Annotated in this window: 28 protein-coding genes; 10 read left to right on the forward strand and 18 right to left on the reverse strand. The window is 59.7% G+C overall.

What is annotated here, in order from left to right; translation table 11 throughout:
• The first annotated feature begins 36 nt into the window (after positions 1 to 36).
• A complete protein-coding gene (gene parC / locus KYK33_RS03040; RefSeq protein ID WP_224431989.1) occupies positions 37 to 2,325 on the forward strand; it encodes a DNA topoisomerase IV subunit A in 2,289 nt (762 codons plus the stop codon).
• A 175-nt stretch (positions 2,326 to 2,500) separates the two neighbouring features.
• Here parC and KYK33_RS03045 read toward each other — a convergent pair whose 3' ends face one another.
• The 7 genes from KYK33_RS03045 to atcJ form a co-directional block, all read right to left on the reverse strand.
• Entirely contained in the window at positions 2,501 to 3,070 is a 570-nt protein-coding gene (locus KYK33_RS03045) for a GrpB family protein (protein WP_224431990.1), read from the reverse strand.
• Positions 3,071 to 4,050: 980 nt separating this feature from the next.
• Positions 4,051 to 4,848 (reverse strand): CPBP family intramembrane glutamic endopeptidase, encoded by a 798-nt coding sequence (locus KYK33_RS03050; protein WP_224431991.1) that lies wholly within the window; start codon positions 4,846 to 4,848, stop codon positions 4,051 to 4,053.
• Between the two features lie 220 nt (positions 4,849 to 5,068).
• A complete protein-coding gene (locus KYK33_RS03055) occupies positions 5,069 to 5,443 on the reverse strand; it encodes a hypothetical protein (RefSeq protein ID WP_224431992.1) in 375 nt (124 codons plus the stop codon).
• Positions 5,444 to 5,771: 328 nt separating this feature from the next.
• Positions 5,772 to 6,689, reverse strand: coding sequence for a cold adaptation protein AtcC (gene atcC, locus KYK33_RS03060; RefSeq protein WP_224431993.1), 918 nt, complete (start codon positions 6,687 to 6,689; stop codon positions 5,772 to 5,774).
• 11 nt (positions 6,690 to 6,700) lie between these two features.
• Positions 6,701 to 7,462 carry a cold adaptation protein AtcB gene (atcB, locus tag KYK33_RS03065; protein ID WP_042041683.1) on the reverse strand — a complete coding sequence of 254 codons (762 nt, stop codon included), beginning with the start codon at positions 7,460 to 7,462 and terminating at the stop codon, positions 6,701 to 6,703.
• Positions 7,463 to 7,485: 23 nt separating this feature from the next.
• Entirely contained in the window at positions 7,486 to 8,010 is a 525-nt protein-coding gene (atcA, locus tag KYK33_RS03070) for a cold adaptation protein AtcA (protein WP_042041682.1), read from the reverse strand.
• A gap of 6 nt (positions 8,011 to 8,016) precedes the next feature.
• Positions 8,017 to 8,301: a cold adaptation protein ActJcold adaptation protein ActJ gene (gene atcJ / locus KYK33_RS03075; RefSeq protein ID WP_042041681.1), complete on the reverse strand. Its 285-nt coding sequence runs from the start codon at positions 8,299 to 8,301 to the stop codon at positions 8,017 to 8,019.
• Between the two features lie 345 nt (positions 8,302 to 8,646).
• Here atcJ and KYK33_RS03080 point away from each other — a divergent pair, with 345 nt between their 5' ends.
• Entirely contained in the window at positions 8,647 to 9,060 is a 414-nt protein-coding gene (locus KYK33_RS03080) for an EF-hand domain-containing protein (protein ID WP_224431994.1), read from the forward strand.
• Between the two features lie 69 nt (positions 9,061 to 9,129).
• On the opposite strand, the gene KYK33_RS03085 is transcribed toward KYK33_RS03080, so the two are convergent.
• From KYK33_RS03085 to KYK33_RS03100, 4 genes are read right to left on the reverse strand one after another with little or no spacing between them, the layout of a single operon-like run.
• Positions 9,130 to 9,651, reverse strand: a complete 522-nt coding sequence (locus tag KYK33_RS03085) for a protein disulfide oxidoreductase (protein ID WP_224431995.1) — start codon at positions 9,649 to 9,651, stop codon at positions 9,130 to 9,132.
• Between the two features lie 8 nt (positions 9,652 to 9,659).
• Complete coding sequence (locus KYK33_RS03090; RefSeq protein ID WP_224431996.1) at positions 9,660 to 10,388, reverse strand: DsbA family protein; 729 nt, start codon at positions 10,386 to 10,388, stop codon at positions 9,660 to 9,662.
• Between the two features lie 10 nt (positions 10,389 to 10,398).
• On the reverse strand, positions 10,399 to 12,456 hold the full coding sequence (locus KYK33_RS03095; protein ID WP_224431997.1) for a protein-disulfide reductase DsbD family protein: 2,058 nt from the start codon (positions 12,454 to 12,456) through the stop codon (positions 10,399 to 10,401).
• A gap of 51 nt (positions 12,457 to 12,507) precedes the next feature.
• Positions 12,508 to 12,873 carry a hypothetical protein gene (locus tag KYK33_RS03100; RefSeq protein ID WP_224431998.1) on the reverse strand — a complete coding sequence of 122 codons (366 nt, stop codon included), beginning with the start codon at positions 12,871 to 12,873 and terminating at the stop codon, positions 12,508 to 12,510.
• Between the two features lie 241 nt (positions 12,874 to 13,114).
• On the opposite strand from KYK33_RS03100, the gene KYK33_RS03105 reads away from it, so the two are divergent.
• The 4 genes from KYK33_RS03105 to pspG all read left to right on the forward strand — a co-directional run bounded on the left by KYK33_RS03105 (position 13,115) and on the right by pspG (position 15,213).
• Positions 13,115 to 13,843, forward strand: coding sequence for a 1-acylglycerol-3-phosphate O-acyltransferase (locus tag KYK33_RS03105; protein WP_224431999.1), 729 nt, complete (start codon positions 13,115 to 13,117; stop codon positions 13,841 to 13,843).
• 227 nt (positions 13,844 to 14,070) lie between these two features.
• Positions 14,071 to 14,733, forward strand: a complete 663-nt coding sequence (gene pspA, locus KYK33_RS03110) for a phage shock protein PspA (protein ID WP_224432000.1) — start codon at positions 14,071 to 14,073, stop codon at positions 14,731 to 14,733.
• A gap of 2 nt (positions 14,734 to 14,735) precedes the next feature.
• Complete coding sequence (locus KYK33_RS03115) at positions 14,736 to 14,942, forward strand: PspC domain-containing protein (protein ID WP_224432001.1); 207 nt, start codon at positions 14,736 to 14,738, stop codon at positions 14,940 to 14,942.
• Positions 14,943 to 14,988: 46 nt separating this feature from the next.
• Positions 14,989 to 15,213 (forward strand): envelope stress response protein PspG, encoded by a 225-nt coding sequence (gene pspG, locus KYK33_RS03120; protein ID WP_042041668.1) that lies wholly within the window; start codon positions 14,989 to 14,991, stop codon positions 15,211 to 15,213.
• Between the two features lie 151 nt (positions 15,214 to 15,364).
• On the opposite strand, the gene KYK33_RS03125 is transcribed toward pspG, so the two are convergent.
• A complete protein-coding gene (locus KYK33_RS03125; RefSeq protein WP_224432933.1) occupies positions 15,365 to 15,703 on the reverse strand; it encodes a GIY-YIG nuclease family protein in 339 nt (112 codons plus the stop codon).
• Positions 15,704 to 15,922: 219 nt separating this feature from the next.
• Positions 15,923 to 16,807: an EamA family transporter RarD gene (gene rarD / locus KYK33_RS03130; protein ID WP_042041667.1), complete on the reverse strand. Its 885-nt coding sequence runs from the start codon at positions 16,805 to 16,807 to the stop codon at positions 15,923 to 15,925.
• A gap of 149 nt (positions 16,808 to 16,956) precedes the next feature.
• Here rarD and KYK33_RS03135 point away from each other — a divergent pair, with 149 nt between their 5' ends.
• The gene (locus KYK33_RS03135) at positions 16,957 to 17,538 is read left to right on the forward strand and encodes a uracil-DNA glycosylase family protein (protein ID WP_224432934.1); all 582 of its coding nucleotides are present in this window, start codon (positions 16,957 to 16,959) and stop codon (positions 17,536 to 17,538) included.
• Positions 17,539 to 17,550: 12 nt separating this feature from the next.
• On the opposite strand, the gene KYK33_RS03140 is transcribed toward KYK33_RS03135, so the two are convergent.
• Positions 17,551 to 18,411 (reverse strand): DMT family transporter, encoded by an 861-nt coding sequence (locus tag KYK33_RS03140; protein WP_224432002.1) that lies wholly within the window; start codon positions 18,409 to 18,411, stop codon positions 17,551 to 17,553.
• Between the two features lie 90 nt (positions 18,412 to 18,501).
• On the opposite strand from KYK33_RS03140, the gene KYK33_RS03145 reads away from it, so the two are divergent.
• Positions 18,502 to 19,395 carry a LysR substrate-binding domain-containing protein gene (locus KYK33_RS03145; protein WP_224432003.1) on the forward strand — a complete coding sequence of 298 codons (894 nt, stop codon included), beginning with the start codon at positions 18,502 to 18,504 and terminating at the stop codon, positions 19,393 to 19,395.
• 26 nt (positions 19,396 to 19,421) lie between these two features.
• Here the strand turns inward: KYK33_RS03145 and znuB are convergent, their stop codons facing one another.
• Together znuB and znuC are read right to left on the reverse strand one after the other, a co-directional pair.
• Positions 19,422 to 20,201, reverse strand: coding sequence for a zinc ABC transporter permease subunit ZnuB (gene znuB, locus KYK33_RS03150; RefSeq protein ID WP_042041663.1), 780 nt, complete (start codon positions 20,199 to 20,201; stop codon positions 19,422 to 19,424).
• 89 nt (positions 20,202 to 20,290) lie between these two features.
• Positions 20,291 to 21,049, reverse strand: a complete 759-nt coding sequence (gene znuC / locus KYK33_RS03155) for a zinc ABC transporter ATP-binding protein ZnuC (protein WP_042041662.1) — start codon at positions 21,047 to 21,049, stop codon at positions 20,291 to 20,293.
• A gap of 93 nt (positions 21,050 to 21,142) precedes the next feature.
• Here znuC and znuA point away from each other — a divergent pair, with 93 nt between their 5' ends.
• Entirely contained in the window at positions 21,143 to 22,054 is a 912-nt protein-coding gene (gene znuA / locus KYK33_RS03160; RefSeq protein ID WP_224432004.1) for a zinc ABC transporter substrate-binding protein ZnuA, read from the forward strand.
• A 49-nt stretch (positions 22,055 to 22,103) separates the two neighbouring features.
• Entirely contained in the window at positions 22,104 to 22,778 is a 675-nt protein-coding gene (locus tag KYK33_RS03165; protein ID WP_224432005.1) for a transglutaminase-like cysteine peptidase, read from the forward strand.
• On the opposite strand, the gene KYK33_RS03170 is transcribed toward KYK33_RS03165, so the two are convergent.
• Both KYK33_RS03170 and KYK33_RS03175 read right to left on the reverse strand, forming a co-directional pair.
• Positions 22,773 to 23,714: a TAXI family TRAP transporter solute-binding subunit gene (locus tag KYK33_RS03170; RefSeq protein WP_224432006.1), complete on the reverse strand. Its 942-nt coding sequence runs from the start codon at positions 23,712 to 23,714 to the stop codon at positions 22,773 to 22,775. The two genes, KYK33_RS03165 and KYK33_RS03170, sit on opposite strands and share 6 nt — an antisense overlap.
• On the reverse strand, positions 23,711 to 25,012 hold the full coding sequence (locus KYK33_RS03175; protein WP_224432007.1) for a LapD/MoxY N-terminal periplasmic domain-containing protein: 1,302 nt from the start codon (positions 25,010 to 25,012) through the stop codon (positions 23,711 to 23,713). The genes KYK33_RS03170 and KYK33_RS03175 overlap by 4 nt, the downstream gene beginning before the upstream one ends.
• Positions 25,013 to 25,095: the final 83 nt, after the last annotated feature.

A 25,095-nucleotide genomic window follows, 5' to 3' on the forward strand; every position in this document is an offset into this window, starting at 1 on the left:
CGCCAACCGGCTCTATAACCGAAAGAGAACAAATCTATGAGCGATCTAGAGCTCAGTCTGGATGGGGTAGAGCGCCAGCCGATGCGCGCCTTCACCGAGCAGGCTTACTTGAACTACTCCATGTACGTCATCATGGACCGGGCTTTGCCCCACATAGGCGACGGCCTCAAGCCGGTGCAGCGGCGCATCATCTACGCCATGAGCGAACTGGGGCTCTCCGCGCTCTCCAAGCACAAGAAATCCGCCCGTACCGTGGGTGACGTGCTGGGTAAGTACCATCCCCACGGCGACAGCGCCTGTTACGAGGCCATGGTGCTGATGGCCCAGCCCTTCTCCTACCGCTATCCGCTGGTGGATGGTCAGGGCAACTGGGGGGCGCCGGACGATCCCAAATCCTTCGCCGCCATGCGTTACACCGAGGCGCGCTTGTCGCGCTTCTCCGAGCTGCTGCTCTCCGAGCTCGGCCAGGGTACGGTTGAGTGGACGCCGAACTTCGACGGCACCATGAAAGAACCCGTGGTGCTGCCGGCTCGTCTGCCCCACATACTGCTCAACGGCATCACCGGCATCGCGGTGGGCATGGCGACCGACATTCCGCCCCACAACGCCCGGGAAGTGGCCCATGCCTGCGTGGAGCTGCTCGACAACCCCAATGCGGGGCTGGATGTGTTGATGCAACACATCCAGGGGCCGGACTACCCGACCAATGCCGAGATCATCACCCCGCGCGATGATATCCGCAAAATCTACGAGACCGGCAAGGGCTCCATCAAGCAGCGGGCGGTGTGGAACGAGGAGGATGGCGACATCGTCATCACGGCGCTGCCCCATCAGGCCTCCGGCGCCAAGATCATGGAGCAGATCGCCGCCCAGATGGTGGCCAAGAAGCTGCCCATGGTCACCGACCTGCGCGACGAATCGGATCATGAGAACCCGACCCGTCTGGTGATCATCCCCCGCTCCAACCGGGTGGATGTAGAGGCGCTGATGGCCCACCTGTTCGCCACCACGGACTTGGAGAAGAACTATCGGGTCAACCTCAACATCCTGGGGCTGGACAACAGACCCCAGGTGAAGACCCTCAAGATGATCCTCGCCGAGTGGATTGTCTTCCGTCGCGAGACGGTGCGCCGTCGCCTGCAGTACCGTCTCGACAAGGTGCTGGCCCGCCTGCACATCCTCGAAGGCTTGCTGGTGGCCTACCTCAACATCGACGAGGTGATCGAGATCATCCGTACCGAGGATGAGCCGGGCAGGGTGATGGTGGAGCGCTTCAACATCAGCGAGACCCAGGCCGAGGCGATCCTCGAACTCAAACTGCGCCATCTGGCCAAGCTCGAAGAGTTCAAGCTGCGCGCCGAACAGGACGAGCTGGCCATAGAGCGCGACAAGCTGGAACTGCTGCTGGGCTCGGAGCGCCGCCTCAATACCCTGCTCAAGAAAGAGCTGCTGGCGGATGCCGAGAAGTACGGCGACGATCGCCGCACCCCGCTGGTGGAGCGTGCCACCGCCGTGGCGCTCACCGAAAAAGAGCTGACCCCGAGCGAGCCGGTCACCGTCATCCTCTCAAGCTCTGGCTGGGTGCGGGCCGCCAAGGGCCACGACGTGGACGTGGCAGGCCTCTCCTACAAGGCGGGGGATGGTTATCTGGCTCATGCATGTGGCCGCAGCAACCAGCAGGCGGTGTTCCTCTCAAGCCTTGGCAGAACCTACGCGCTGGAGGCCCATGGTCTGCCATCGGCCCGCAGTCAGGGGGAGCCGCTCACCGGCCGCTTCGCCCTGGGGGCTGGGGAAGAGGTGCGCCATCTGGTGATGGGCAACGAGGGTGAACCCTACCTCATCTGTTCCGATGCCGGTTATGGTTTCGTCTGCACCTATGACGATCTCATCGGCAAGAACAAGAACGGCAAGGCTCTGCTCAGCGTGCCGGAAGGGGGCCTGGTGATGGCACCCCAGAAGATCGGCTCGCCGGAAACCGATCTCTGCATGGCCATCTCCAACGAGGGGCGCATGCTGCTGTTCCCGCTCAGCACCCTGCCGGTGCTCGGCAAGGGCAAGGGCAACAAGCTGATCAGCATTCCGTCGGCGCGGGTCAAGGCGCGGGAAGAGTTTATGGTGATGGCCGCCATCATACCGCAGGGGCAATATGTCACCCTGTTCGCCGGCAAGCGCAAGCTGACGCTCAAACCCTCGGATCTGGACTACTACCGCGGCGAGCGCGGCCGCCGCGGCGCCAAGCTGCCCCGCGGCTTGCAGCGGGTGGACAGGATAGAGATTGAACCCGCAGCCGGTGAACCGGTAGTGGGGGAAAATCAGGAAGGGTAATTAGCAGAAAGGGCGCGAAAGCGCCCTTTCTCTACATTAAAAATCAAAAAATAGGTGTTAAGCTGTGTGGTTTAGACTTGAGCTGGTAGAACTCTGCGGTATAAACAGACCGTCTGCTATGAGCGAGAAATAGACCTAATACTTTCAAAACATGACAATATAGCCAAACAACATATCAAATAAACCCTAACTGATTAAAAATCTTTTTATAGATATCGCGTACCACTTTACTTTTATTTTCGTGATATTTTTGAATGTCAAAGCTGCAACCAGTTATTGCTTCAAATTTGGCATCAGCATATAGTTTGCAGTCCTTCTCTGACTGTCTAAGCCAATCTCGAAAAAGCAAGTGACGGACTGTTTCTGGAGTGTCACGAGTGAAAACATGTAGGTTAACTCTAGGATTATTATAATGAAAAAGACGATGACCATGAAAGCGGGGTTCACGAACGATTAGCCTATACCCAAGACTTTCAAGCGCTAATAGATACGTTTTTTCATCAGCAGCATCGGCAACCGTCAGATCAATATCAATAACGGGTTTGGCAGCGAGACCAGGTACTGCCGTAGAACCCACATGATCAATTTTTAGTAGATGCGAACCTAATTTGTTCTTAATTTTAGATGCCAGTGTTGAATATATGTTCGGCCACAAAGGATCATAAGCAACGACTACTACATTCTCAATCGGCGGTACGCCATTAACAAAATAGCTATCCTGAGGATCAATGACATAATGCTCCATTATCTCTTTTGGACTAACCATAAACGGATACCTATAGACCATACAAATTATAACGATAGCGTACCGGATATGAATCTGGATGTCTCTCAAACATCTGCTCATTGCACAGACCTGCCAGGGCCGTAGGTTTGATTAGCGAAGCGTAATCAGACGTTCGCGAAAACAGGTTGCCGCCATTCTGCTGGTAATTCATCTGCTCTCTATACCCATAATCACGAGACTGCGTTGTGGCCGATTACGCTTCGCTAATCGACCCTACTTGATTCAACTCTCTGCTGCTTGCCGATTGTTGCTGCCTTGATGGCTTGCTCCCCCTCATCCCCAGCCCTTCTCCCCTTGTTGATGGAAAAAGTGGGAGAAGCAAGTAGGGTGCAATGAACAACGTGAATTGCACCGCTATTGTTCGCTCCTATGTTGCCGGTGCAATGCGCTGCGCTTATTGCACCCTACGTATGGCTGTAAAGGCGGTAGGCTGATTTCTCGGAATGGAATCAGACGCCGGTGAAGATCAGCTGCCACAGTCCTGCTGGTAACCCTCCCTTTTCTCCCTCTTTGCCTATTGCCGCAGGTCAAGGATATGGCCGATTAGGCCTCGCCCATCCCCCCGCTCGCTAACCTTGAAGGAAGCAGCACAGTGCCAGGAGGCCAGACATGGAAACGGAGAAAGCCATAGGGCTTATCGAGGCTCACGGGGTCTTTCACGGGGATCACTACAGCTTCAACAGCGGCGAGTTCGTACAGTAGTGCCAGCAGGATGCCCATCAGACCCTCAGCCTGGAGCAGGCCAATCACGAGCTGCCCCCTTCTGCATCCGGGTCGGCTATGCAGAGCCGATCAGGTCGTGGCGTTACTATCTCACCTGATGCTCACGAAGCGGGCAGAGGCGAGGCAAGGGCCTCGCCTTTTATATGCGCTGGGTAATGGCGAAAGGAGCCAGCAAGGCTCCTTTCCTGTGATCATGCCCCGGCCTGTTGCTGGTCTTATATGCCAGCCTGGCCAGCACGCAGCAGCACCATGACGGTAAACAGCAGCCAGTCATTGATGATGTGTGCGCCGGTCGATACCCAGATATTTTTGGTGATGAGGTAGCCACTGAGCAGCACTATGCGGGCTGTGCCGATCACCAGAAAACATTGCAGAAAATTCCAGTCATAAGTGGGCAGGTGCATGGCCCCGAAGATAAGGGCGGTACAGAGCCAGGCTGCAAGCAGCGCCCGCTTGCGAGTCATGTTGAGTCTTTCGTGACAGAACCAGAGGACAGCAAGAAAAGGCAGTATGGAGACCACCTCCTCGCCAAAGAGCTGGGGCGCCGTTTTTACATAAAAGAGAATGCGCGCCGTATTAGAGGCCTCTGTCAGCATGGCGCTGACCGGGTTTTCACTCATCTTGAACAGGTGCTGCAGTACCAAGGCAACGGCGACCGAAACCAGGATGTTGACGCTGGCAATCGCCAGTATCAAGAGGAGATCCCGCCCCGTCGGCGTTCGAAACAGCGATCGCCATGCCTTCCCCGCCACCATGGCGAGCACGGCCAGGGGGATGAGAGGAAACAGGATGGCGGGGACAAAGTCGCCCACCGTGGTTTTATAAAACGCTATGGGGGCCGTCAGCACTGCGAAGCCCAGCGCTACGCCAAGCAGGATCAACACCCAGCCACGGGTGGATAATGCATGAGGCTCTTGGCGATAAAAAGGGAAGTCCCCGGCACTTCTACGCTCGAAACCAAAGCTATCGCCGTCGTTCAATACCGGCTTTGCTGCAGATTGGTGCTCACCCATGCTGACCCCCGATAGTTCATTCAGTTGGCATGGAGACAACCCTACACCAAGTGGGGCACCTGAGCGGCCACGCCAGCCTCTTTATTTAACGGCCAATCATCAAGCTGTTATTGCGGCCTTCCTGGCCGTCGTCTCTTCAGCCCCTGGCATCATGATGCGCTCCACCAATGTCACCTATGTTGCCGGTGCCATGGGCTGCGCTTATTGCATCGCCGAAGTATTAATTATTGAAATTCCAGGCGATGGGCAGCTCAAGGTCGAAGACAAGCTCATCCCCTCCCAGGCGAAAGGCCACCCTGGTCTGGTGCTGGTCATATTCGTTGATGATGAGGCAGCTCTCGGCGAAGTTGGACTCGTAGTTGAGGTGGGCCAGCCCCTTGCTGCCATCTTCATCGAGTTCGATGCTCAGCACCCGCAGCGGGTTCTGCTGGCTCAGGTTGACTCTGGTGTCCCCCACGTCCACCAGCCGCTCCAGCAGGGGGAAGAAGTCCTGCTTGTGGGCCTCGATGGCTTGGGCGATGGCCTGCTTCAACGCGGTTTGATTGGCAAAGGGGCCGAGGAGGCGATATTGAGTCTGGATGCGTTCCTGGGTCATGCTCTTCTCCTTGAAAGGTTGTCTTGAATGAGCTCGCGGGCTTGGGTTGTGAAAATATGGGTTGCGAAACTATGGGTTGCGAAACTATGGGCTGCGAACGTAGGGGCTCTGAGAGTATGCCCTAACCCTACGTAGAGTCCCATGTTGTGAGAGAAGCGTCGGTGTATGTGCGCTGTGCTCACAGGGTCGCGGCCCTGCATAGCAGACCGGCTGATGGCTTATCTTGTTGCAGCCTCACTGTTCTTGCGAGTCAACGCTGACAAACGGGCAAAACAACGCCCGGCGGGCCGGGCGTTGGGTGACGATGACATGGTGGCGGCAGTCGCCGTCAGAAGTCGTGGTAGAGCGGCCAGCCGAGCAGGGGGTGCTTGAGACCGGCGCGCATCTCGATATTGTCGAGCTTCTCCGGCGAAGCACCCTCTTGCTGCAACTGCTGGTACTGGCGCACGAAGCCCAAGGTATGGAGCAGGTTGGGGACAAAACCCCGGCTGAGATCCTGACGCAGCCCTGCGGTCAGGTCGCTGGGCAGTTCGCTCAGCAACAGTTCAAGCTGGGCGGCCAGATAGTCGGTATCGAACCAGCGCTCTTGCAGCACGATTTCCCGGGCCAGGCGGCGCTTGAGATCCTGCTTGACCTTCAATGGCGCGGCGCCGCTGCCCTGACCGCAGAGGATGCGGTAGAGCAGGGCCTCGGCCAGCTTGTCCTCCAGGGTGGGGTGGTCATTCTCGTAGGCATAGAAGTGGCTGTCCATCAGGGCCATCAGGCGGGCCTTGTCATGTTCCAGCTGCGCCTTCTCGTACTCCTGCCAGCCTTGCCACTCTTCCACATCCGGCGGGCTGGATATTTTATCGAGCAGACGGGCATCCACATCGCCAAAGAGGTTATTGGCGCCCAGTTGCTTGGGGCTGACCGAAATCAGCATGGACCAGCCTTTCTGGAACGGTTTGATGGGCCCTTCCGGGGCCTGCAGCAGGGCGAGCGCCCGGGCTGTGTCCCGCCCGGACAGCTCCTGCAGCCCCAGGCTGATGACGCCAATCACGTCGTGGGCGGCTTGTTCGAGCAGATGCATCTTGTACTTGTTGTAGTACTTGTCGGCGAATTTCAGGCTCATCAACACCGCCTTGCCCTTGATGGCGGCCAGTTGCTGGGGGCTCAAGCGTTCACTGTCAGCACCAAAGCGCAGTACCTGGCTGAGGAAGGGGCCCTGATTGGCCTCGCGAATGATTAGCTGCGTTACCTGTGACATCGAAACGTCCCTTAATCCAGAAAGCTGAACATGTCGTCCACTTCGCTGTACTCGTCGCTGACCTGGTTCTTGTCTTTGGCCTGCATCACCAGCTCGGCGGCAAACTTGTTGATGATGCCGTCCCAAGTGCTGTTCTCGTTGCGCAGCAGGGCCTTGATGGCCTGCTCCACCTCGGGTGCCTGCTGGCGGATCAGCATCAGCAAGCTGCGGGGATCGTCGAGGGAGTAGTCGTGGGCATCCTCGCTCAGCTGGCGGTCACTGTAGGAGAGTGCCTCTTCCAGATCTTCCTCTTCGGCGTGGAGCAGGTCCGTCATGCCCTCTTCATCATCAAGCTGCTCACCGCGGTAGAACTCGATGAAGGGGATGGCGAGGTAGAAGAGACCGGCGGGATCCTCGGCGATGCACTCGAGGATCTCGCGCTGTTTGGCCTCGCTCTCCTGGGTGCGGATCAGGTAGTTGAGAAAGTCGAAGGTGTGCTGTTGCAGCTCCTCGGCATTGTTCTTGATGGCCTCTTCCCAGTAGAGGGGCTGCTGGCAGACGATGTCGCGGATCCGCTCCGGGGTCATCAGCTCGGAGATGATGGACGGGAAGGAGATATCATGCTGGCCGTTGATCTGGGTCAGGGTGACGATATCAATATTTTCAATGACTTCGGCCAGCTGATCGTCGGACATTGTCATGGCGATCAGCTCGAATCTCTCGCTGGCCTGCTTGGGCTCGATCACGGCCAGTTCTTTGATCTCGATGGCGGCAATTTCAATCAGACTATTCATTCTTTACCCCAAGTTGCCTCAAATTAGAAACGCACTTCGTCGTACATATCCTGCTCGCCCTCTTCGTCGCTGCCGTCATAGTCAGCGTCGGCGTTTTCTCCCTCGTCCTCATCCTCATCGCGGGGCATGGCATAGTCGTCATCGCGGGCGCCACGGGGCAGGGGGTTGTCCAGCAGATAGAGCACGGCGCAGGCTTCGATAAGGGTATCTTCGCTCTGGGCGCGTACTGCCTTGACCAGGGGCAGGTCGGCGTTGTTGAAGGCAACTGACACCTTGAATTCGTCCCAGCTGGGCTGCTCCCCTTGGCCAATCCAGTTGCGCCAGGCGGGCTTGGCCTGGGCAGAAAACTGCACTCGGCCATAGAGGGCCAGTGGCAGGTATTCGGGCATGAATTCCAGCATGCTCATGTCGGCCAGCAGCAGCGCTTTCATCTTGCCGGTGAACTGTTCCAGCGCCTTGGGCTGGTCCACATCACGGTAGGATTCGATGTTCTCGCTGGCGTCACTCATCAGCGCCTTGATACGCGCCAGATCCAATGTCTTTTTCATACAGCCTCAGGGATAGAATTGATCCCATAACTCCTGCATGGCAGAGGTCGGGTCGGTCACAATGACGTTGTTAAAGTCTTTGATGAAGGCGGCTTTTTTCTTGGGGTCCGAAAGAACCTCGTAGGCCTGCTTCACCTGTTGCAGCAAGACGGCTGCGCGCGCTTGTTCTTCGTCGGTGGCCCCGAGCAGCTTGTCGGGGTGATACTGGTTCGACAGTCGTCGATACGCTTTCTTGATGTCGTTTTCGTTGGCGTTGGATTTTACACCCAGCACCCGAAAGTAGTTGTTCATGGCAGATCCTGCATCACTGGCAACAGAGAAGTCACAATGCTGGCCCTGGCTGGTCGCTGAGAAAACCAGGTACGGCGAAAAACCCGTCATTTTAACGGAAATAGCGCGGCACTGCCATGAATAGGATCTGATCGGCCAAATGAACTTGGCGCGGGCGGAAATTGGTCACTTGTCTCCCTTTGTGCCACCCGAAGAGGGGATGACCGGGCTGGCGACGGGGCGCGGGAACCTTTGCATTGGCCGAGGGTCAAATCGCGCAGGTCGTCTCAATGGCAGCGCCCCCGTCCGACCCGCCATCATTGGCCCGGTCGATGAGATAAAAGTGCAAATGAGGAAAACCACATCATGATGAAACGCTACTTTCTACCCCTGATGCTGCTCAGCAGCCTGGCGGTGGCCGCTGATGCCGTGCCCGGTGAGCCGCTCATCAAGGGGGAGATCAGCAAGGCCCAGTTTATGGCGAGTGCCGAAAAGCGCTTTGCCAGGCAGGATCAAAATGGCGATGGGGTGATCTCGGTTGCCGAGAAGGAAGCCACCCTGGCCAAGATGGAGGCGGCGATGAAGCAGGCTGGCAAGGCTGTGCCGGAGCGAGTGGGTAACATCAAGCCGAGACGGGAAACCACCAAGGCGCAATTTGTGCAGCGTCAGGAGAAGCTGTTCGCCCATCTGGACAAGAATGGGGACGGAGTGATCAGCGAAGCGGAGCGAGCGGACACCAGGGCCAGCTTGCAGAAACGGGCACAGCAGTCAGCCCCTTAAGCGGGTCGTCCCCAACGGATATAAAAAAAGAGCCCGGTTCATCACCGGGCTTTTTTATATTGGACTGGATTACCAGCTGGCCCACAGCAGCCGCAGCTTCAATCCCCAACGACTGCTCCAGCCAGTGGTAGTGCCGACCACCTTGCCATCCTTGAGGATCAGAAAGCTGGGGGTGACGCTCACCTGCCAGTGAGCGGCCTGTGCGCCCTGCTCGTCGTTATGGGTCGGGAAGCTCAATCCCTTGCTGGCCATGCCGCGGCGCAGTTGCTCATCGTTGCCCGAGCGCAGCGCCACCGTCAGCACGTTACCGCCGTCTTGCCACAGCTGCTCCACCGTCGGGGTGGTGAAGCGGCACACCCCGCACCAGCTCGCCCAGTAGTAGATCAGCAGCGGCTTGTCCCGGCTCAGGGCCTGCAAGTCCGCCGTGCTGCCATCTTGCAGGGTGAGAGCGGGAAGCGGGCTCCCCGCGGGCAGGGTCGGCCCGCGCCAGAGATCCAGCGCGGTCGTGAGGATGACGGCAAACAGCAGTAGCCACAGCGCCTCCTTGCCCCAGCGCCGCCAGCGTGAAGGCGGGTTGTTAGTCTCAGTCATGGGTCCCCTTAGCTCTGCTTGGCCAACTCGGCCAAGACCAGGTTTTCGAGCTCGTCATAGGAGATGGCCCCCGGCACCAGCTGGTTGCCAATCAGGGTGGCCGGTGTGCCCTGTACGCCGAGCAAGGTGCCCAGACGAAGGCTGGTGCGCAGCTCCTCGGTCGCCTTGTCTTCTGGCTTGAGGGTCACATTGCCGGTGGCGGCCAGGGCCTTGTTGATGTCCGCCTCGGTCAGCATGCCCTGCTTGCTCATCAACTTTTCATGGAGCGGCAGGAAGCGAGCCGGATCCTGCTGCCAGAGGGTCAGGCTGTACTGGGCGGCCTTGGCGGAAGTTTGCCCCTTGAAGGGCAGCAATTTGATCACCAGGCCGAGATCCGGATGCTCCTTGAGCAGACGGGTCAGGTGCGGATCGAACTGTTTGCAGTAGGGGCAGTTGTAGTCGGTGAAGGAGACCAGGGTCAGCTTGGGGTTTTTGGCCCCCAGGCGCGGGCTGGTCGGGCTCATGAACAGGGCCTGCTGGTTGCCCTTGATGATGTTGCCAAGCTGGGCGGCTTGATCCGCGGTGTTCTGTTTCTCCCAGGCATCGGCCGCCTCATCGAGGATCTTCGGGTTGGTCACCAGGGTCTCGCGGATCAGCTCCTTGATGCGCACCTCCTGTTCCGGGGTGAAGGGAGTGGCGTGCAGGGTGGGGGCGAGCAAGGCGCCGAGCAGACTCAGGGTGATCAGGGTAGGTTTCATCATCTTTTCCTTAGAAGCGAGTGGTGCCAGCCTTGATGAGGCCAGCATTGTGCAAGGTGGTGAGCAGGTCGGCTTTGTCGAGCAGGGGGGAGAGCACTTCCCCCTTGGGCAGGCCGGGACCATAGATCTGGTTGAAGGGCACGGCCACGGCGCCCCGGGCCCGCAGGAAGGCGGCCAGGCTGTCGTTGGGCCGGGTCCAGTCACCGCGCAGGGCAACCACATCCGGGGCCGAGAGGGCGCTTTGCACCTCGTCTCGTAGCAAGACGTTGTATTTATTGGCTTTGCAAGTCACGCACCAGTCGGCGGTGACATCGATAAAGACCCGCTTGTTATCCGCCAAAGCCCGTTGCAGTGCCGATTCCGACAGGGGCTGCCACTGCACCGTCTCCCTTTGAGGGCTATTTGGCGCCGTGAGGGCGCCGCCGAGCAGCAGGGCACCGCCAATCAGGGTCGAGAGTGCCAGGGTCAGGGTGACACCGCGCATGCCATGGCGCCAGCCGATGGCGATGAGCAGGATCAGCAGCACAGCGGCCATCAGCCAGCCGGTGGTGAGCGTGCCGAGGTGTGCGGAGAGCAGGCTCAGCAGCCAGAGGCTGGATCCCAGCATCATCAGGCCGAGCACTATGCGCAGTCGTCCCATCCAGGGGCCGGGTTTTGGCAACCAGAGTGCGAGGCGCGGCCAGGCCGCGATGGCGAGCCAGGGCAGGCTCATGCCAAGCCCGAGGGCGGTAAAGATGAGCCAGAGCTGAGCCAGGGGCGCACCGAGGGCAAAGGCGACTGCCGTGCCGAGGAAGGGGGCCGAACAGGGGGTTGCCAGCAAGGTGGCGAAGCTGCCTTGCAGGAAGTGGCCGCCCAGGCTGTTGTCGCCGGTGGTTGCGAGCCGGGTGTTGAACCGACTGGGCAGTCGGAACTCGAACAATCCCAGCAGGTTGGCGCAAAACAGCAGGGTCACCACCACCATGAAGCCGATAAACCAGAGGCTCTGGAACTGAATACCCCAGCCGACCGCCCCCTGAGTGGCGCGCAGCAGGGTGCTCATGAGGGCCAATGCCCAGAAGGAGACCAGGATCCCGGCACTGGCGGCCAGAAATTGCAGGCGAATGGGTCTGCGCTCCCGCGTCTCAAGCTGCAGCACTGACCCCAACTTGAGGGCCAGTACCGGCAGTACGCAGGGCATCAGGTTAAGGATGAGGCCCCCGAGCAGCGCAATGCCGACCAGCCAGAGTAGCGAGTGACCACTGTCAGGCCCGGCCGCTGGCAGCGCCAGGGGGGCGCTGATGGGTGTCTCCCCCTGCCAGGCCTGTTCGCCATCGACCAGCAGCACGCCCTGCAGCCTGCCTTTGAGATCCGGGGCATTGCCTTGCCAGCCATCGCTGACCGGGATGCGAGCCAGCAGACGCTGGCCTTCGACCTGCAGCTTGGGCTCGCCAAACTCGGCCTCTGCCTGACCGTCGAGGAAAATCGCCGGCTGCTGCCAGCCCTGGGGCCGCTCGGCAATGAGTTGCAGCTCATTGGCGCCATACCCGGCCTCGAGCCGGATGTCGCTCGCCATCGATTGGGGCAACTTGCTCATGGCCTGGGCATAGGCAAAATCAAAGCCCGCGGGGGCCGCCTCACCCAGCGCCAGCTGGAAGGGGAAGTCGGTCAGTATGCAGACGTTGCTGCAGGTGGAGAGGCGCAGTATGCCGCTCAAGGTGCTGCCTGTCGGCGCACTCAGGGTCATGGGGAAGCGGACGTCCCCCTGATAACCCTGGGTGCTGAGCCCGGCGACCTCGAAGCGCTGCGGGGTCGGCCAGTGCCACTGGACCTGGGTTGGCTCTTGGCCTTGCCAGAGGATCTGGGGGGCGATGCCACCCTGGCCCGGACTGCGCCAATAGCTCTTCCAGCCGGATCCGAGCTCGACCTCGAGCAGCAGGCGGCTCTGGGCCGGGTGGCTGAAATCCCCTTGCAGCCGGACTCGGGCGTGGTCGTTTTGTGGGCTGGTCAGCCAGCCGCTGTCAGCGGCGACGGCTATCGTCTGCCAGCCAAGGCAGATCAGCAGCAGCGCCGTCTTGATCAATCTAGTCATCGATGTGTCTCGCAATAAATAAGTTGGGATCCGTCTAAAGTGGCGGATAACTCATTCGCGCAGCACGCAGAGCTGGAGGTGCAATCGGAGTTTGGGGGCTCTGCCATTCCTGGGTGGCGGCAGGGGGGGGCTATAGCGCCACAGGGGGGGCAGAACGGCAATGATGAGGGCGACGACGAAAAAGATAAGCTCGGCGGCATTGAGCTGGGTGGCGCTGAGCCACTTGCCCTTGAGCTCGCAACTGCTAGGCTGCGGGCTCTCCTGGCTCTGGCCCGTTTCGTCGGGGGACGTGAGGGCCTGACAGCTGAGCGCCTGGTCGAGTTGGGCCAGTTTGAGCAGGGGCTGGGCGGCGCAGTTGAGCAGCAGTATGCACACCAGTAGCAGGAGTCGTGTTGCTGTGCGCTGTGGTTGCGTCATACCGGGCCCATCGTCTAAAGAGGGCCACATCCTAACGGGCCGCTCTTGTCGATACAAGCCGTTGGGTCATTTTGGCTTCATAAGAGGCTTTTTACGGTGTCAGACCACATGGAGAACGCGGCTGGGAGCAAGGTGACAGCGCCATGTGGTCACCCAGACGGGGCCCGGTTTTGTTTGGCTAACACTTGTTCACCCAAAGCGGCCTCAGTATACTGCGCCGAATCTTGTCTAGAGGTGTTCGATGCTCAAATTTGCCCGTATTCTGCTGCTTGGCCTGCTACTTGTCGTCTGGTTCATCCTGGCCCTGCTGCTCTGTCTGGTGCGCCCCGGTCATGCCAACAACGTCTACGTCTTCGCTCGCATGTACCATGCCGTCTGCCCGCTGATCGGCGTCAAGGTGACGTTGACCATGCCGGATGAAGTGAAAACCGTCGGCCCCGCCGTCTATGTCTGCAACCACCAGAGCAACTTCGACATCTTCACCGTGACTGGCGCGGTGCGCCCCGGCGTGGTGGCGGTGGGCAAGAAGAGCCTGCTGTGGCTGCCCTTCTTCGGTCTCATCTTCTGGCTGTCCGGCAATGTGCTGATCGACAGATCCAACCGCTCCCGCGCCATTGGCACCATAGGTCAGGTGGTGGATCGCATCAAAGGTCGTGGCACCTCCATCTGGATGTTCCCAGAGGGCACGCGTTCCCAGGGCCGTGGCCTGCTGCCGTTCAAGGCGGGCGCCTTCCACACAGCCGTGCAGGCCGAGGTGCCAGTGGTGCCCATCGTCTGTTCCAGCTACTTCGGCCAGATCGATCTCAACCGCTGGGACAATGGCGAGGTGCGCCTCGAGATGCTGCCGCCCCTGTGCAGCAAGGAGCATGGTGCCGCCGGGATCCGCGAGCTGTCCGAACAGTGCCGCGAGCAGATGAGCGCCAAGTTGGCCGAGCTGGATGCCGCCATCGAGCGGGATCGCGCCGCCTGATGAAGGTTCAGGGTGTAAAAAAGGGAGCCACTGGCTCCCTTTTTTATTGGTGATTTTCGCCATCTTTTTTGGTTAAAAACGCTAACCCATGGTTTGGTTTTCGGATCTTAATCCCATATCTGATTGTAAGTTAACGAAAAAATATTCTGGCACGGCTCTTGTAACACTGATGGCACGAGAAACTGAAACCAGGGGCCCAGGCCCATTCCATGACAAGGAGCCAGACCATGAGTGTATTTAGCCGCCTCAGCGACATCATCAACGCCAACCTGCACAGCCTGCTCGACAAGAGCGAAGAGCCCGAGAAGATGATCCGGCTCATGATCGAAGAGATGGAGCAGGTGCAAATTGAGATGCGCACCCAGGCCGCCCGTCTCATTGCCGAACAGAAACAGCTGGAACGCCAGCAGAGTGCCCTGAGTCAGCAGATGCAGGGCTGGGCTGCCAAGGCCGAACTGGCCATTGGCAAGGGCCGTGAAGACCTGGCCCGTGCCGCCCTTGGCGAGAAGCTGGCGGAAGGCAAGCGACTGGCGCAACTCGAACTGGATCAGGGGCGTCTGGCCGAGGTGCTGGCCCAGCTCAATGGCGACAGCGAGCGGCTGGGGGCCAAGCTGACCGAGGCGCGGGAGAGACAGAAGTTGCTGGTCCTGCGCGAGCAGACGGCCCACAGCCGGATCCGCGCCCGTGCGCAGATCGACCATAGCCGCATGCATGAACTGATGGCTCGTTTCGACGGCGTGCAGGGCCGGGTCGATCAGCTGGAAGCCCAGCTTGAAGCAGCGACCCTGGGTCAGAATCCGTCTCTGGAAGCGCAATTTCGCGAGCTGGAACTCAATGACGAGATAGAGCGTGAGCTGGCGCGTCTGAAAGGCCAGAAGGTGGAGGTGTAATCATGACGCCCTGGCCGAAAGACCTGGCACATCGCAAGTTGACCGGCGTCTGCGCCGGCATTGCCAATCGGTTGGGGCTCTCCAGAGTGACGGTGCGGATAGTGGCGCTGCTTGCCCTGATCCTGCTGCCGCCATTTGCCTTGGCAGCCTACCTGTTGGCGGTGCTGCTGATGCCACCGCGCCATGAACTGAAGCGCTGGCTGGATTGACCCTGCCCATACCCCATGAAGAGCAGCCCGGCTGCGAGGAGTAAATATGTTGGAATTTCTGGTGTTGCTGGCGGTGCTTGTCGTGATGGCCATGGCCGGGTTCACCGTGCTGGCCATGGTGGTGGTGAGCGGGGTCTTCATGATTTTCGGGGCCCTGGCAGGCATGATAGGCCTGGTGTTCAAGCTGGCGCCCTGGATATTGCTGGGGCTGGTGGTCTACTGGTTGCTGGGCAATCGGCGTCGCACCAGCCGCCCCAATCATTACCGTTGAGGCCTGGTTTGCGAAGGGCGATGGGGCAGAGACGCCCTGGATGACAATGCCTGGCGCAGAGCACTCAGGATACATGGTTGACCATCACTGGCTAAGCGTGCCCCGCCAGTGACAGCTCTCCTTCTCTGGCCACCGATAGCGGTGGCCTTTCTTATGATGGCAATCCATCCGGTGTGAGCGCGGCATCGGGTTCTCGCTTGTCTTCCCGTCGGGTTGCACTGGGCGAGGTGAGCAGCCACTGCTGGCTCAAGGCATGCCAGTGGTCGGGGTGCAGGATCAGTTGCTCCTTGATGGCCTTGTTCTGCTGCTTGAGCCGGTATTCGAGACGCAGGGCCGCGCCCCGCTCCCCGACCTCCTGTCGCCAGGCTAGGATGAGGGGGCCTTTGCCGCGCAGCGCCCGTGCCCCTGTCCCGCGTTGATGCTGGGTCAGGCGGCGATCAGGATCTGTGCTGATCCCTGTGTAGAGGCTGCCGCTGCGGGTGCGCACCATATAGATAAACCAGATGGCACTCGCCCCTGGGGGGGTGACATCGGCAGATGGATGTCCCCTGGTCACGCAGATCGCTTCATCAGCGGCGCTGTCTGGTTCAAACGGGAGGCGTTCACTCATCTTGTACTCTGCTCTCGAACAGCGTCATGGCTCTGGGTGAGGGCATTATCGCAGCGCACCCTCAGGGAGCAAGGGTTCCATGGCAGAGCAGGCCGCCGCTCAAGGGGCATGGGCCTTGCGGTTCAACCTGTGCAGGGGCAGCAGGCTGATCAGCAGACCCGCCCAGACGAAGGCGAAGCCCACCATCTTCACGGGGTCTGGCTGCTCCTGGAACCAGAAGATGGCAAGCAGGAAGGCAAGGGTCGGCTCAATGTATTGCAGCAGGCCCACGGTGCTCATGCGGGTGCGCAGCACCGCATAGCAGAACAGGCCAACCGGCACCAGGGTGGCAGGAGCGCTGCCCATCAGCAGCAGGCGATCTCCCCAGTCTCCCTGAATGAAGGTGCCCTGGCCCTGCCAGACGAGCCAGCCGATGCACAGCAGGGCCAGGGGCAGTTGCACCAGGGATTCGAGATAGAGGCTGGTGCTCGCCTCATAGTGCACCTTCTTCTTGAGCAGGCCATAGAGGGCAAAGTTGGCCCCCATGATGAGGGAAAACCAGGGCAGCTGACCGTAGGAGAACAGCATGTAGGCCAGCCCTGCCAGCGCCAGGGCAACCGCCAGGTGCTTCTGGGGAGTGAGCCGCTCACCGAGAAAGATCACGGCGAAGGCGATGTTGAATAGCGGGGTCATGAAGAAGGCGAGGCTGGTGGCCAGTACCTGACCCGTGGTCAGGCACCAGGTAAACATGCACCAGCTGACGGACATGATGGGACCGGCCAGCAGGATCAGACCGAGCTGGCGGGGTTCCTGGCGCAATCTTCCCCAGGGCAGCCGCTGGCCGAGCAGGCTAAACAGCAGGGCGAGCAGCACCACGGACCAGAGCACCCTGTGGGAGAGCAGCTCCCACATGTTGACCTCGGGCATGAACTGGTAATAGAGGGGCAGCAGGCCCCAGAGCGCGAACGACAGGGCCGCACAGCCCGTCCCCATCCAGCTTTTCATTCTCTTCCGTTTATTAAACTAAACAATCTGGGCCGCATGATAGGCTGCCTCTAGCGGGGCGGCAAGGGGCAGCCAGGACAAAAGATGTGGGCGAGAGGGGCGCTGGCACCATGGCTGCGCCCCCTGCCAGCAACTGGTATCATGGGGTCATGAACCGACTCGACGCGCTATTTGAACAGATCCGCGCCTGCCGCCTGTGCGAGGCGCATCTGCCCCTGGGACCCAACCCCGTGATCCGGGGGAGCGAACAGGCCCGGTTGCTCATCATAGGACAGGCCCCCGGTACACGAGTGCATGCCAGCGGCATCCCCTGGGACGACCCCTCCGGCGAGCGGCTGCGGGATTGGCTCGGGCTGGCCCCCGCCGATTTCTATGATGAAAAGAGGGTAGCCATCATGCCCATGGGCCTCTGTTACCCGGGGCGTGGCAAGTCGGGGGATCTGCCCCCTCGTCCCGAATGCGCCCCCACCTGGCACGACAAGGTGCTGATGCTGATGCCCCATGTCGAGCTGACCCTGCTCATCGGCCAATATGCCCAGCAGCGTTACCTCGGCAAGGCCCGCCATGGCACTCTGACCGAGACGGTGCAACACTGGCGTGACTATGGGGAGGCCTGGTTGCCGCTGCCCCATCCCTCTCCGCGCAACACCCTCTGGTTGCGCAAGAATCCCTGGTTCGAGACCGAGGTGGTGCCCGAGTTGCGCACCCGCATCCAGGCCCTCTTTCCCTGACGCTCGTTTCCCCTAGCTGACAGGCTCCGCCAGGGGTTTGGCTTTGCTCTTTCGCGCCATGGCAGCCAGGGGAATGATGATGCACAGACAGCCAACCAGCAGGGGCAGGCCGGGCTGCTCGTCAAATAGCCAGGCGCCGATGACCACAGCGGCCAGCAGGCCAGTGTATTCGGCGGAGGCAATCTTGCTCGCCTCCGCCTTGCGATAGGCCAGCACGCACAGACCCGCATAGACCATGATCAGCGCCGAAGATCCAAATGCGGGCCAGAGCAGGTGCCACTGCCAGGGGGTAGGATCCCAGCAGGCCAGGGCGAAGATGATGGGCATGCTCAACACATTGGTGAAGAACAGGGTCTGGGCTATGGGTTGCTGCAGGGGCAGGCGCTTGATCAACAGGTTGTTGAGGGCCAGGGAGAGCGCCACCCCGAGCGCCGCCAATGCGGCCCAGTTCACTTCGGTCGGGCGCAACACTATCAGCACGCCGATGAACCCCATCAAGGCGGTCAGCACTTTTTGCCGGGATATGGCTTCCCCCGCGATCCAGACCGCGAGAGGCACCATCAACAAGGGGGCCGCGTAGAAGAGGGCGTTGGCGGTGGCCAGCGGCAACTGGGTCAGGGCTATCACCATGAGGCAGACCCCCCCCGCCCAGATGTGGGCGCGCAGCAGGTGCCACTTGAGGGCGACCGGCGGGTGGCGACGCCAGGACCAGAGCAACCAGGGGGCGAGCAGCAGTGCCGCCGAGAGCTGACGAAAGAGGACGAATTGGAAGATGGGCTGATCAGGAGCCAGCACTTTGACCAGGACGTCGGAGAAGACGGCGATGAGGTTGCCGAGGACTAGATAGAGCATGCCTGTCGATACTGAATTCATACCACCTCCTGACTTGATGGGATCAGGGTAGCGGCGGGCTCACTATTGGGTAAAATGATAAATAATCACCATCTATGAGATTTATAGATAATGAAGCTCCCCCCGCTGCGTGCCGTGCAATATTTCGAGGTGGTTGCCCGCCTGCTCAGCTTCTCCCGCGCCGCCCTCGAGCTCAATGTCAGCCAGAGTGCCGTCAGCCATCAGATCCGCCTGCTGGAAGACTTTCTCGGCGAGCGATTGCTGCTGCGCCAGGGGCGGCTCTTGTCCCTGACACTGCAAGGAGAGATCTATTTTGAGGGCATCGCCGCCGGGCTTGGCCAGATAGCCCAGAGCAGTGCCCAGCTCAGGGGCGGAGCCCAAATGCAGCTGCGGCTCGCCGTCTACAGCTCCTTCGCGGTCAAGTGGCTGATCCCCAGGCTGGCCGGGCTGCGCCAGCTCTACCCCGAGCTGGATCTCAGCCTGGAGATGGTGGCCGAGGATCCCGAACTCTCCGATCGGGTGGCCGATTGCTTCATTACTGTCTGCCCCAATGGGCGCGGCTATAGCCATGATCGCATCTATCAGGAACGGCTCTTCCCGGTGTGCAGCCGTCGGCTGTTGCAGCAGGTGGAAGGGGAGTGGCCCGGCGCCATCTGGCAGTTGCCGCTGCTGTCTGTGCAGTCCATCTACAAGTCGCGAGGGGAGGATTGGCAGCGTTGGGCCGAAGCGGGCGGTATGAGGGTGCCGGAGGGGGTGCGGATGCATCACTTCAGCCATGTGTTGCTGGCCATGGAGGCGGCGGCCTGGGATCAGGGTGTCACCTTCGTTAATGACTACATGGTACGGCCGGATGATCCCCAGCTGGTGCGCCTGCCGGTGCATCAGCTGGAGACGGGGGATGCCTTCTACTTCACCTGCAAACGAGGGCGGGCCCATGAGCCCGCCATCAGCCGCCTGCGCCAATGGCTGCTGCTGGAAACCTGTCAGAGCCTGCCATCGCCTTAATCAGCGGTGCGAAGGATAGCTGACCATCAGGCCTTCTTGAACTGGCTCAGCACGAACAGACTGGTGGCGCAGACCACCACGGACGGGCCTGCCGGGGTATCCTGGAACCAGGAGAGGCTCAGGCCTCCCAGCACGGCCAAACACCCGATCAGGGCGGCCAGGCCTGCCATCTGCTCCGGGGTCTGGCTGAAGCGGCGCGCCGTTGCCGCCGGGATGATCAGCAAGGAGGTGATGATCAGCGCCCCGACGAATTTCATGGCCACCGCGATGACCAGGCCAATGAGCAGCATCAACACGCAGCGCAGCACATCGACCCTCACCCCTTCCACCCGCGCCAGCTCTTCCGAGATGGTCATGGAGAGCAGGGGATCCCAGAGTCGCCACAGGGTGAGCAGTACCAGGGCGCCGCCGCCGTAGATCCAGACCAGATCCACCGGCTGGACCGAGAGCAGATCGCCAAACAGATAGGCCATCAGATCGACGCGGACATTGTCCATGAAACTCAAGGTCACCAGTCCCAGGGAGAGGGCGCTGTGGGCCAGGATGCCGAGCAGGGTATCGGTCGCGACCTGTTGATTGCGGCTCATGACCACCAACAACATGGCCATGGCGAGGCAGCAGACCACCACGGCCAGAGTGAGGTCCACTTGCAGCAAGATGCCAAGGGCTATGCCAAACAGGCAGGCATGGGAGAGGGTGTCACCAAAATAGGCCATCTTGCGCCACACCACGAAGCTGCCCAGGGGCCCGGCCAGGAGGGCGATGCCGAGACCGGCGGCGAGGGCATATAACAGAAAGCTGTCCACGTTAAGATCCTTACTTGCAGTCGGTTGGCCAAAGGAGATTCAGGCCGGGTTTGGCGCCATATTTATCCGTGCTTTGCATTCTCGTCGGCTTATTTGCGTGACGGCAGGCGGATGAGCGGGGCAGGCTCGGCATGTTCATGCTGGCCATCGCAGTGGTGATGGTGGGTATAGACGGCCAGCACCTCCTGCTCGGGTCGGCCGAACAGGCGGGCAAACTCCGGATGGCGAGCCACGCTTTCCGGTTCCCCGTGGCAGCAGATGTGACCATTCAGGCAAATCACCTCATGGGTACTCGCCATGACCAGGTGCAAGTCGTGGGAGACCATGAGCACGGCACAGTCGAACTCGGCCGCCAGCTTGCCGATGAGGGCATAGAGTTCGATCTGACCATTGATGTCGACCCCTTGCACGGGTTCATCCAGTACCAGCAGCTCCGGCTTGACCAATAAGGCGCGGGCCAGCAGTACCCGTTGCATTTCACCGCCGGAGAGCTTCTGCATTCGGTTATCGAGCAGACTCTGGCCACCGACCCGGGCAAGGGCCTCCTCAATGGAGAGGCGACCATTCTTGCCGAGCTGCAGGAAGCGGCGCACGGTGAGCGGCAGTGTGGGATCCAGGTAAAGTCGTTGTGGCACATAACCGACCCTGAGCCCGCCACTGCGCACAATGTGCCCGGAATCGGGCTTGAGCAGGCCCAGTACCAGCTTGCTGAGGGTGCTCTTGCCCGCACCATTGGGACCGACAAGGGTGGTGATTTTGCCTTTATTGAGGGTAAAGGAGACCTTGTCGAGCACGAGACGTCCGTCGAATGAGAGACAGACGTGCTTCAGCTCCACCAGTTGGGTCATGACAGCTCCGGGGTTTACAGCCAGTGAGAGTTATAATATAACAATCGCGTTTTCTGTTATATTATCACATTCATCTGTCCTGACGAGATCCCTATGCGAATTCTTGCCCTGCTCACCGCGCTGCTCATGATCAGCCTGCCGGTGCGTGCCACCACAGTCTTGACCACCATCAAACCCTTGGGTTTCATCGCCGCAGCCATCACGGATGGGGTCAGTGAGCCCCAGGTATTGCTGCCGACCGGCGCCTCTCCCCATGATTTTTCTCTGCGCCCCTCGGACATTCGTGCCATCAAGCAGGCGGATCTGGTGGTCTGGGTCGGCCCTGAGCTGGAAGGTTTCATGAGCAAACCCTTGGCGGGTCTTCCCCACGTGCTGACCCTGACCCGGGTCAAGGGCATGCCATTGTTTGATTATGCCAACCAGGCAGGCGAGTCTCATGAGGGGCATGATCATGACGATCACGGCCATGAAGGTCACGAAGGCCACCATCATGAGGGGGTGGATCCCCACATCTGGCTGGGCCCGGATCAGGCAAGGGTGATAGCCCAGGCGCTGGCGGATACCTTGAGTGCCCAGGATCCGGCCAATGAGGCCCGCTACCAGGCGAATCTGATCACCTTCAACCGCAAATTGGCCGAGAAAGAGCAAGCCATAGCGCCGCAAATGAAGGCCGTCAGTCAGCAAGGTTATTTCGTGTTTCACGAGGCATATGGTTATTGGGAGCGTCATTATGGCATGCGTTCCCGAGGCCACTTTACCGTCAGCCCTGAGCGACGTCCTGGTGCCCGGACTCTGGTCGAGATTCGCAAGGCACTGGAGGAGAAGAAGGCCACCTGCATCTTCGCCGAACCCCAGTTCTCGCCAGCGGTGATCGAGTCGGTGGCCCGTAATACCGGCGCCAAGGTACTGTTGCTCGATGAGGTCGGGGAGGACGTGGTGTCAGGACCGGATGCCTATCCACAATTTATGCAGCAATTGGCCGATGGCTTTGCACAATGCCATTAGATGGGGTGTCTATACTGACCATCAACACAATTTAATGAGCACCGTTTAAATGAGAAGGATCTCTCTGTTGATATGCAGTGGCTTGCTGGTCAGCTTGCCACTGCAGGCTTCCCAGCTTTCCACCTATCTGGCCGAACCCCAGTTGCAAGCCAAGATGGCCGATGTCTATGGCAAGGCGGCAGTGAAGCGGGCAGAGGCGTATGCCCGTCTGCTGAGCCCTCGGGCTGGCACCACTGATCAGCAGAAAATTGTCTTGGTAAACAACTACTTCAATAATCTCACCTATAGTGAGGATCCCAGGTTGTGGGGCATGGATGATTATTGGGCCAACCCGCTCGAATTCATCGGTGCCCGGGGAGGGGATTGTGAGGATTACAGCATTGCCAAGTATTACACCCTGATGGAACTGGGTGTCGAAGAGAAGAAACTGCGTCTCGCCTATGTCAAGGCGGTTGATTACAACGCGTTTCATATGGTGACGCTCTACTTCCCCACTCCCAAGGCCGACCCTTTGGTGCTGGACAACATCAAAAGCAGCATATTGCCAGGCAGTAAACGTCCCGATCTCATTCCCGTCTACAGCTTCGATGCCAAGAGCATCTGGGTCATGAAATCACGCCGTGATGGAACCCTGGCGGGCAGTGCCGATCGACTGGCCCAGTGGACCTCCATGAAAACCCGCTTCTCCAGCGAGCATCTGCGCTCCCCCCGTCGCCAGCTATAACTTCCCAGCCGCCTTGAGCTCCGCAAAATAGCGGGCAGCTCCGGGATGCTGCGGCGCCATCAGCACCGGACCTATCTTGTTGCGCGCTCTGTGAAACAGATTGGCGTAGCCATATGTCTGTTCGTTGAACGGGATCTGTTGATTCAGCATGGCTTTGGTGAGCCGATAGACCTGATCCTCCGGGACATCCTCCCGACTGACCAAGGTTGCGGCGATGGCGAAGGTTGGGACTGGCTTGGGGTTACCAGGATAGATGCGTGCCGGGATCTGGCTGCGCTGATAGTAGGGGAGGCCCTTGATGAACCGGTCGCGTAGCTCGCCCTCTATGGACAAAAAGGTAATGGGGCAGCGTTTCGCCGCTTCCAGGGTCATGCGGTTCGGATGGCCTATCACCAGCGCGAAAGCATCAATCTGCTTACTGCACAAGGATTCTGGCAGGTTGGCAACGCTCTTCAGATCGAGATCCTGCTCCTTGACGCCCAGCAGTGCCATCAGCGCCAGTGCCGTCTTGCGGGTGCCCGAATGCTTCAAACCAAAGTCGATAGGTGCCAGTTTGAGCTGTTCGAGTCGAGTGATGTCGCCATCGGCCCGAACCACCAGGGTGAAGGGCTCGGCGTGAGTGGCGAACAGGGTTCTCAAGTGAGCTTGAGGAGCCCCTTCAAAGGCGCCGACCCCTTTGCTGGCCTGAAATAGCCAGTCTGACTGGACTATGGCGTAGTCACTCTCCCCTTCTTTCAACTGCTTCAGATTTTCCAGGGATCCCGCTGTTGCCTTGGGTCGGCAGCTGAGGCTCTCATCCTGCTCATGGGCCAGGCGGCAGAACTCCTTGGCCATCTGGTAGTAGATGCCTTGTTCGGATCCCGTGCCTATCTCGATGTGGGTGGCTGCCTGCAGGGATGGCACCAGTAGCAGAGGGAGCAGGGGCAGGATTTTCATGATGATGCTCCCGTGGCGTAGCCATCGATACCCCAGGCCCGCAATATGTTGATGTCCGTGATGGAGCTGGCCTCTGCCAGCAAGGTATAGCCGGATCCATGGAGGCTCTGGCTGACCAGGTTCCAGTAGAGGGGGGAGTTGGTGACAGCAAGGCTGATGAACGCGGGATAGACAGGGTCGAGCTGGTTCAGCACCTCGTTGTTGATGGGAATGCCGCTAAAGGCCAACTCCAGTCCCGCGCCTTCCAGTGCCATGAAGGTGGCCATGGCACTGGCTGGCAGGGTGGTTATATCCCAACGCCAGTCGATGAATCTCCCCTTGGGCGCCTTGATGAGTCCGTTCTGCAATTGGGGCCATTGAGGATGACTGAGCAGACTGAGCGGCAGGGAGAGCCCTTCACATTCCTGACCTAGCCAGTAAGTGATGGCTTGCTGCAACTTGATGAGAGGCGTCTCGCCAGAGAATGGCTGGCGGGGCAACAAGCGCCGATAGAGCAGTATGTCCCCTTGGGTGGAGTAAAAATGCTGTTGTTGCCACTCCTCATCCACAGGGTGAAGGTTGAGCAGGGGAAGATGACTGCTTGCCTCCTGCTGCTTGCCTAGCTGGGTGATCTTGAGCCGCTGTTGCAGCATGTCCCGTTTGCGCTCCGAGACGAGCTGGTTGACCGAGCTGGCCACATCCTTGAGCTCCTTGAGCCAAGGGATGGGCAACTCAGCGCCATATTGACGCTTGCGGATCAGGCCCAACTGCTGATTGATCTCGGTGAGTGGGCGCAACAGACGCTTGCAGATCCAGGGAATGAGCAGGCTGAAGACGATCAGGCCGCCCAGCAGCGCCAGGCCAGTGCGGCTGACGGCATTCCACAGGTGTTGGTAGGCGTAGCCACTGTGTCCCTCCAGCGTCAGTGTCCCCAGCATGCGCCAGCCGTCGGTCAACTCCTGTTCGACCTTGACCGGCGGCATGGCGATGAGACTGGGCAACCAGGCCGGGATACTCTGCTGGGTACTGGTAAAGACCTTGTGGAACAGCATCTGGCCATCCGGGTCGACTAGGGTGATGGCACTGACGAAACCACCGTCAAACATGGCATTGACGATGGTTTCAGCCAATACCTTGTCTTCATTGAGCAAGGTACCCTGCAACACCAGACCGAGAGCTGTGATGGCCGTTTCAAGATTGGCTGACATCTGGTCGAGGATGGATTGGCGGACCGTGGTGATTTCGAGCATGAACAGTAGAGCGGCGCCAATCAGAAACAGGACGAGGATGATCCTGTTTAACAATTTCGCTAACGACATATCCACTCCCTGGAAAAAGTTGCGCAACATGGCCCTTGGCGGGTCGATCAGGATCTGATCTGGTTCTTAAAAGTAGGAAAAAA

This window comes from Aeromonas rivuli (assembly GCF_020149575.1).
Lineage (GTDB): Bacteria > Pseudomonadota > Gammaproteobacteria > Enterobacterales > Aeromonadaceae > Aeromonas > Aeromonas rivuli.

Coding starts and splice junctions, on each gene's coding strand:
- parC (WP_224431989.1), top strand. CDS start 37: ATGAGCGATCTAGAGCTCAGTCTGGATGGGGTAGAGCGCCAGCCGATG.
- KYK33_RS03045 (WP_224431990.1), bottom strand. CDS start 3,070: ATGGAGCATTATGTCATTGATCCTCAGGATAGCTATTTTGTTAATGGC.
- KYK33_RS03050 (WP_224431991.1), bottom strand. CDS start 4,848: ATGGGTGAGCACCAATCTGCAGCAAAGCCGGTATTGAACGACGGCGAT.
- KYK33_RS03055 (WP_224431992.1), bottom strand. CDS start 5,443: ATGACCCAGGAACGCATCCAGACTCAATATCGCCTCCTCGGCCCCTTT.
- atcC (WP_224431993.1), bottom strand. CDS start 6,689: ATGTCACAGGTAACGCAGCTAATCATTCGCGAGGCCAATCAGGGCCCC.
- atcB (WP_042041683.1), bottom strand. CDS start 7,462: ATGAATAGTCTGATTGAAATTGCCGCCATCGAGATCAAAGAACTGGCC.
- atcA (WP_042041682.1), bottom strand. CDS start 8,010: ATGAAAAAGACATTGGATCTGGCGCGTATCAAGGCGCTGATGAGTGAC.
- atcJ (WP_042041681.1), bottom strand. CDS start 8,301: ATGAACAACTACTTTCGGGTGCTGGGTGTAAAATCCAACGCCAACGAA.
- KYK33_RS03080 (WP_224431994.1), top strand. CDS start 8,647: ATGATGAAACGCTACTTTCTACCCCTGATGCTGCTCAGCAGCCTGGCG.
- KYK33_RS03085 (WP_224431995.1), bottom strand. CDS start 9,651: ATGACTGAGACTAACAACCCGCCTTCACGCTGGCGGCGCTGGGGCAAG.
- KYK33_RS03090 (WP_224431996.1), bottom strand. CDS start 10,388: ATGAAACCTACCCTGATCACCCTGAGTCTGCTCGGCGCCTTGCTCGCC.
- KYK33_RS03095 (WP_224431997.1), bottom strand. CDS start 12,456: ATGACTAGATTGATCAAGACGGCGCTGCTGCTGATCTGCCTTGGCTGG.
- KYK33_RS03100 (WP_224431998.1), bottom strand. CDS start 12,873: ATGACGCAACCACAGCGCACAGCAACACGACTCCTGCTACTGGTGTGC.
- KYK33_RS03105 (WP_224431999.1), top strand. CDS start 13,115: ATGCTCAAATTTGCCCGTATTCTGCTGCTTGGCCTGCTACTTGTCGTC.
- pspA (WP_224432000.1), top strand. CDS start 14,071: ATGAGTGTATTTAGCCGCCTCAGCGACATCATCAACGCCAACCTGCAC.
- KYK33_RS03115 (WP_224432001.1), top strand. CDS start 14,736: ATGACGCCCTGGCCGAAAGACCTGGCACATCGCAAGTTGACCGGCGTC.
- pspG (WP_042041668.1), top strand. CDS start 14,989: ATGTTGGAATTTCTGGTGTTGCTGGCGGTGCTTGTCGTGATGGCCATG.
- KYK33_RS03125 (WP_224432933.1), bottom strand. CDS start 15,703: ATGGTGCGCACCCGCAGCGGCAGCCTCTACACAGGGATCAGCACAGAT.
- rarD (WP_042041667.1), bottom strand. CDS start 16,807: ATGAAAAGCTGGATGGGGACGGGCTGTGCGGCCCTGTCGTTCGCGCTC.
- KYK33_RS03135 (WP_224432934.1), top strand. CDS start 16,957: ATGAACCGACTCGACGCGCTATTTGAACAGATCCGCGCCTGCCGCCTG.
- KYK33_RS03140 (WP_224432002.1), bottom strand. CDS start 18,411: ATGAATTCAGTATCGACAGGCATGCTCTATCTAGTCCTCGGCAACCTC.
- KYK33_RS03145 (WP_224432003.1), top strand. CDS start 18,502: ATGAAGCTCCCCCCGCTGCGTGCCGTGCAATATTTCGAGGTGGTTGCC.
- znuC (WP_042041662.1), bottom strand. CDS start 21,049: ATGACCCAACTGGTGGAGCTGAAGCACGTCTGTCTCTCATTCGACGGA.
- znuA (WP_224432004.1), top strand. CDS start 21,143: ATGCGAATTCTTGCCCTGCTCACCGCGCTGCTCATGATCAGCCTGCCG.
- KYK33_RS03165 (WP_224432005.1), top strand. CDS start 22,104: ATGAGAAGGATCTCTCTGTTGATATGCAGTGGCTTGCTGGTCAGCTTG.
- KYK33_RS03170 (WP_224432006.1), bottom strand. CDS start 23,714: ATGAAAATCCTGCCCCTGCTCCCTCTGCTACTGGTGCCATCCCTGCAG.
- KYK33_RS03175 (WP_224432007.1), bottom strand. CDS start 25,012: ATGTCGTTAGCGAAATTGTTAAACAGGATCATCCTCGTCCTGTTTCTG.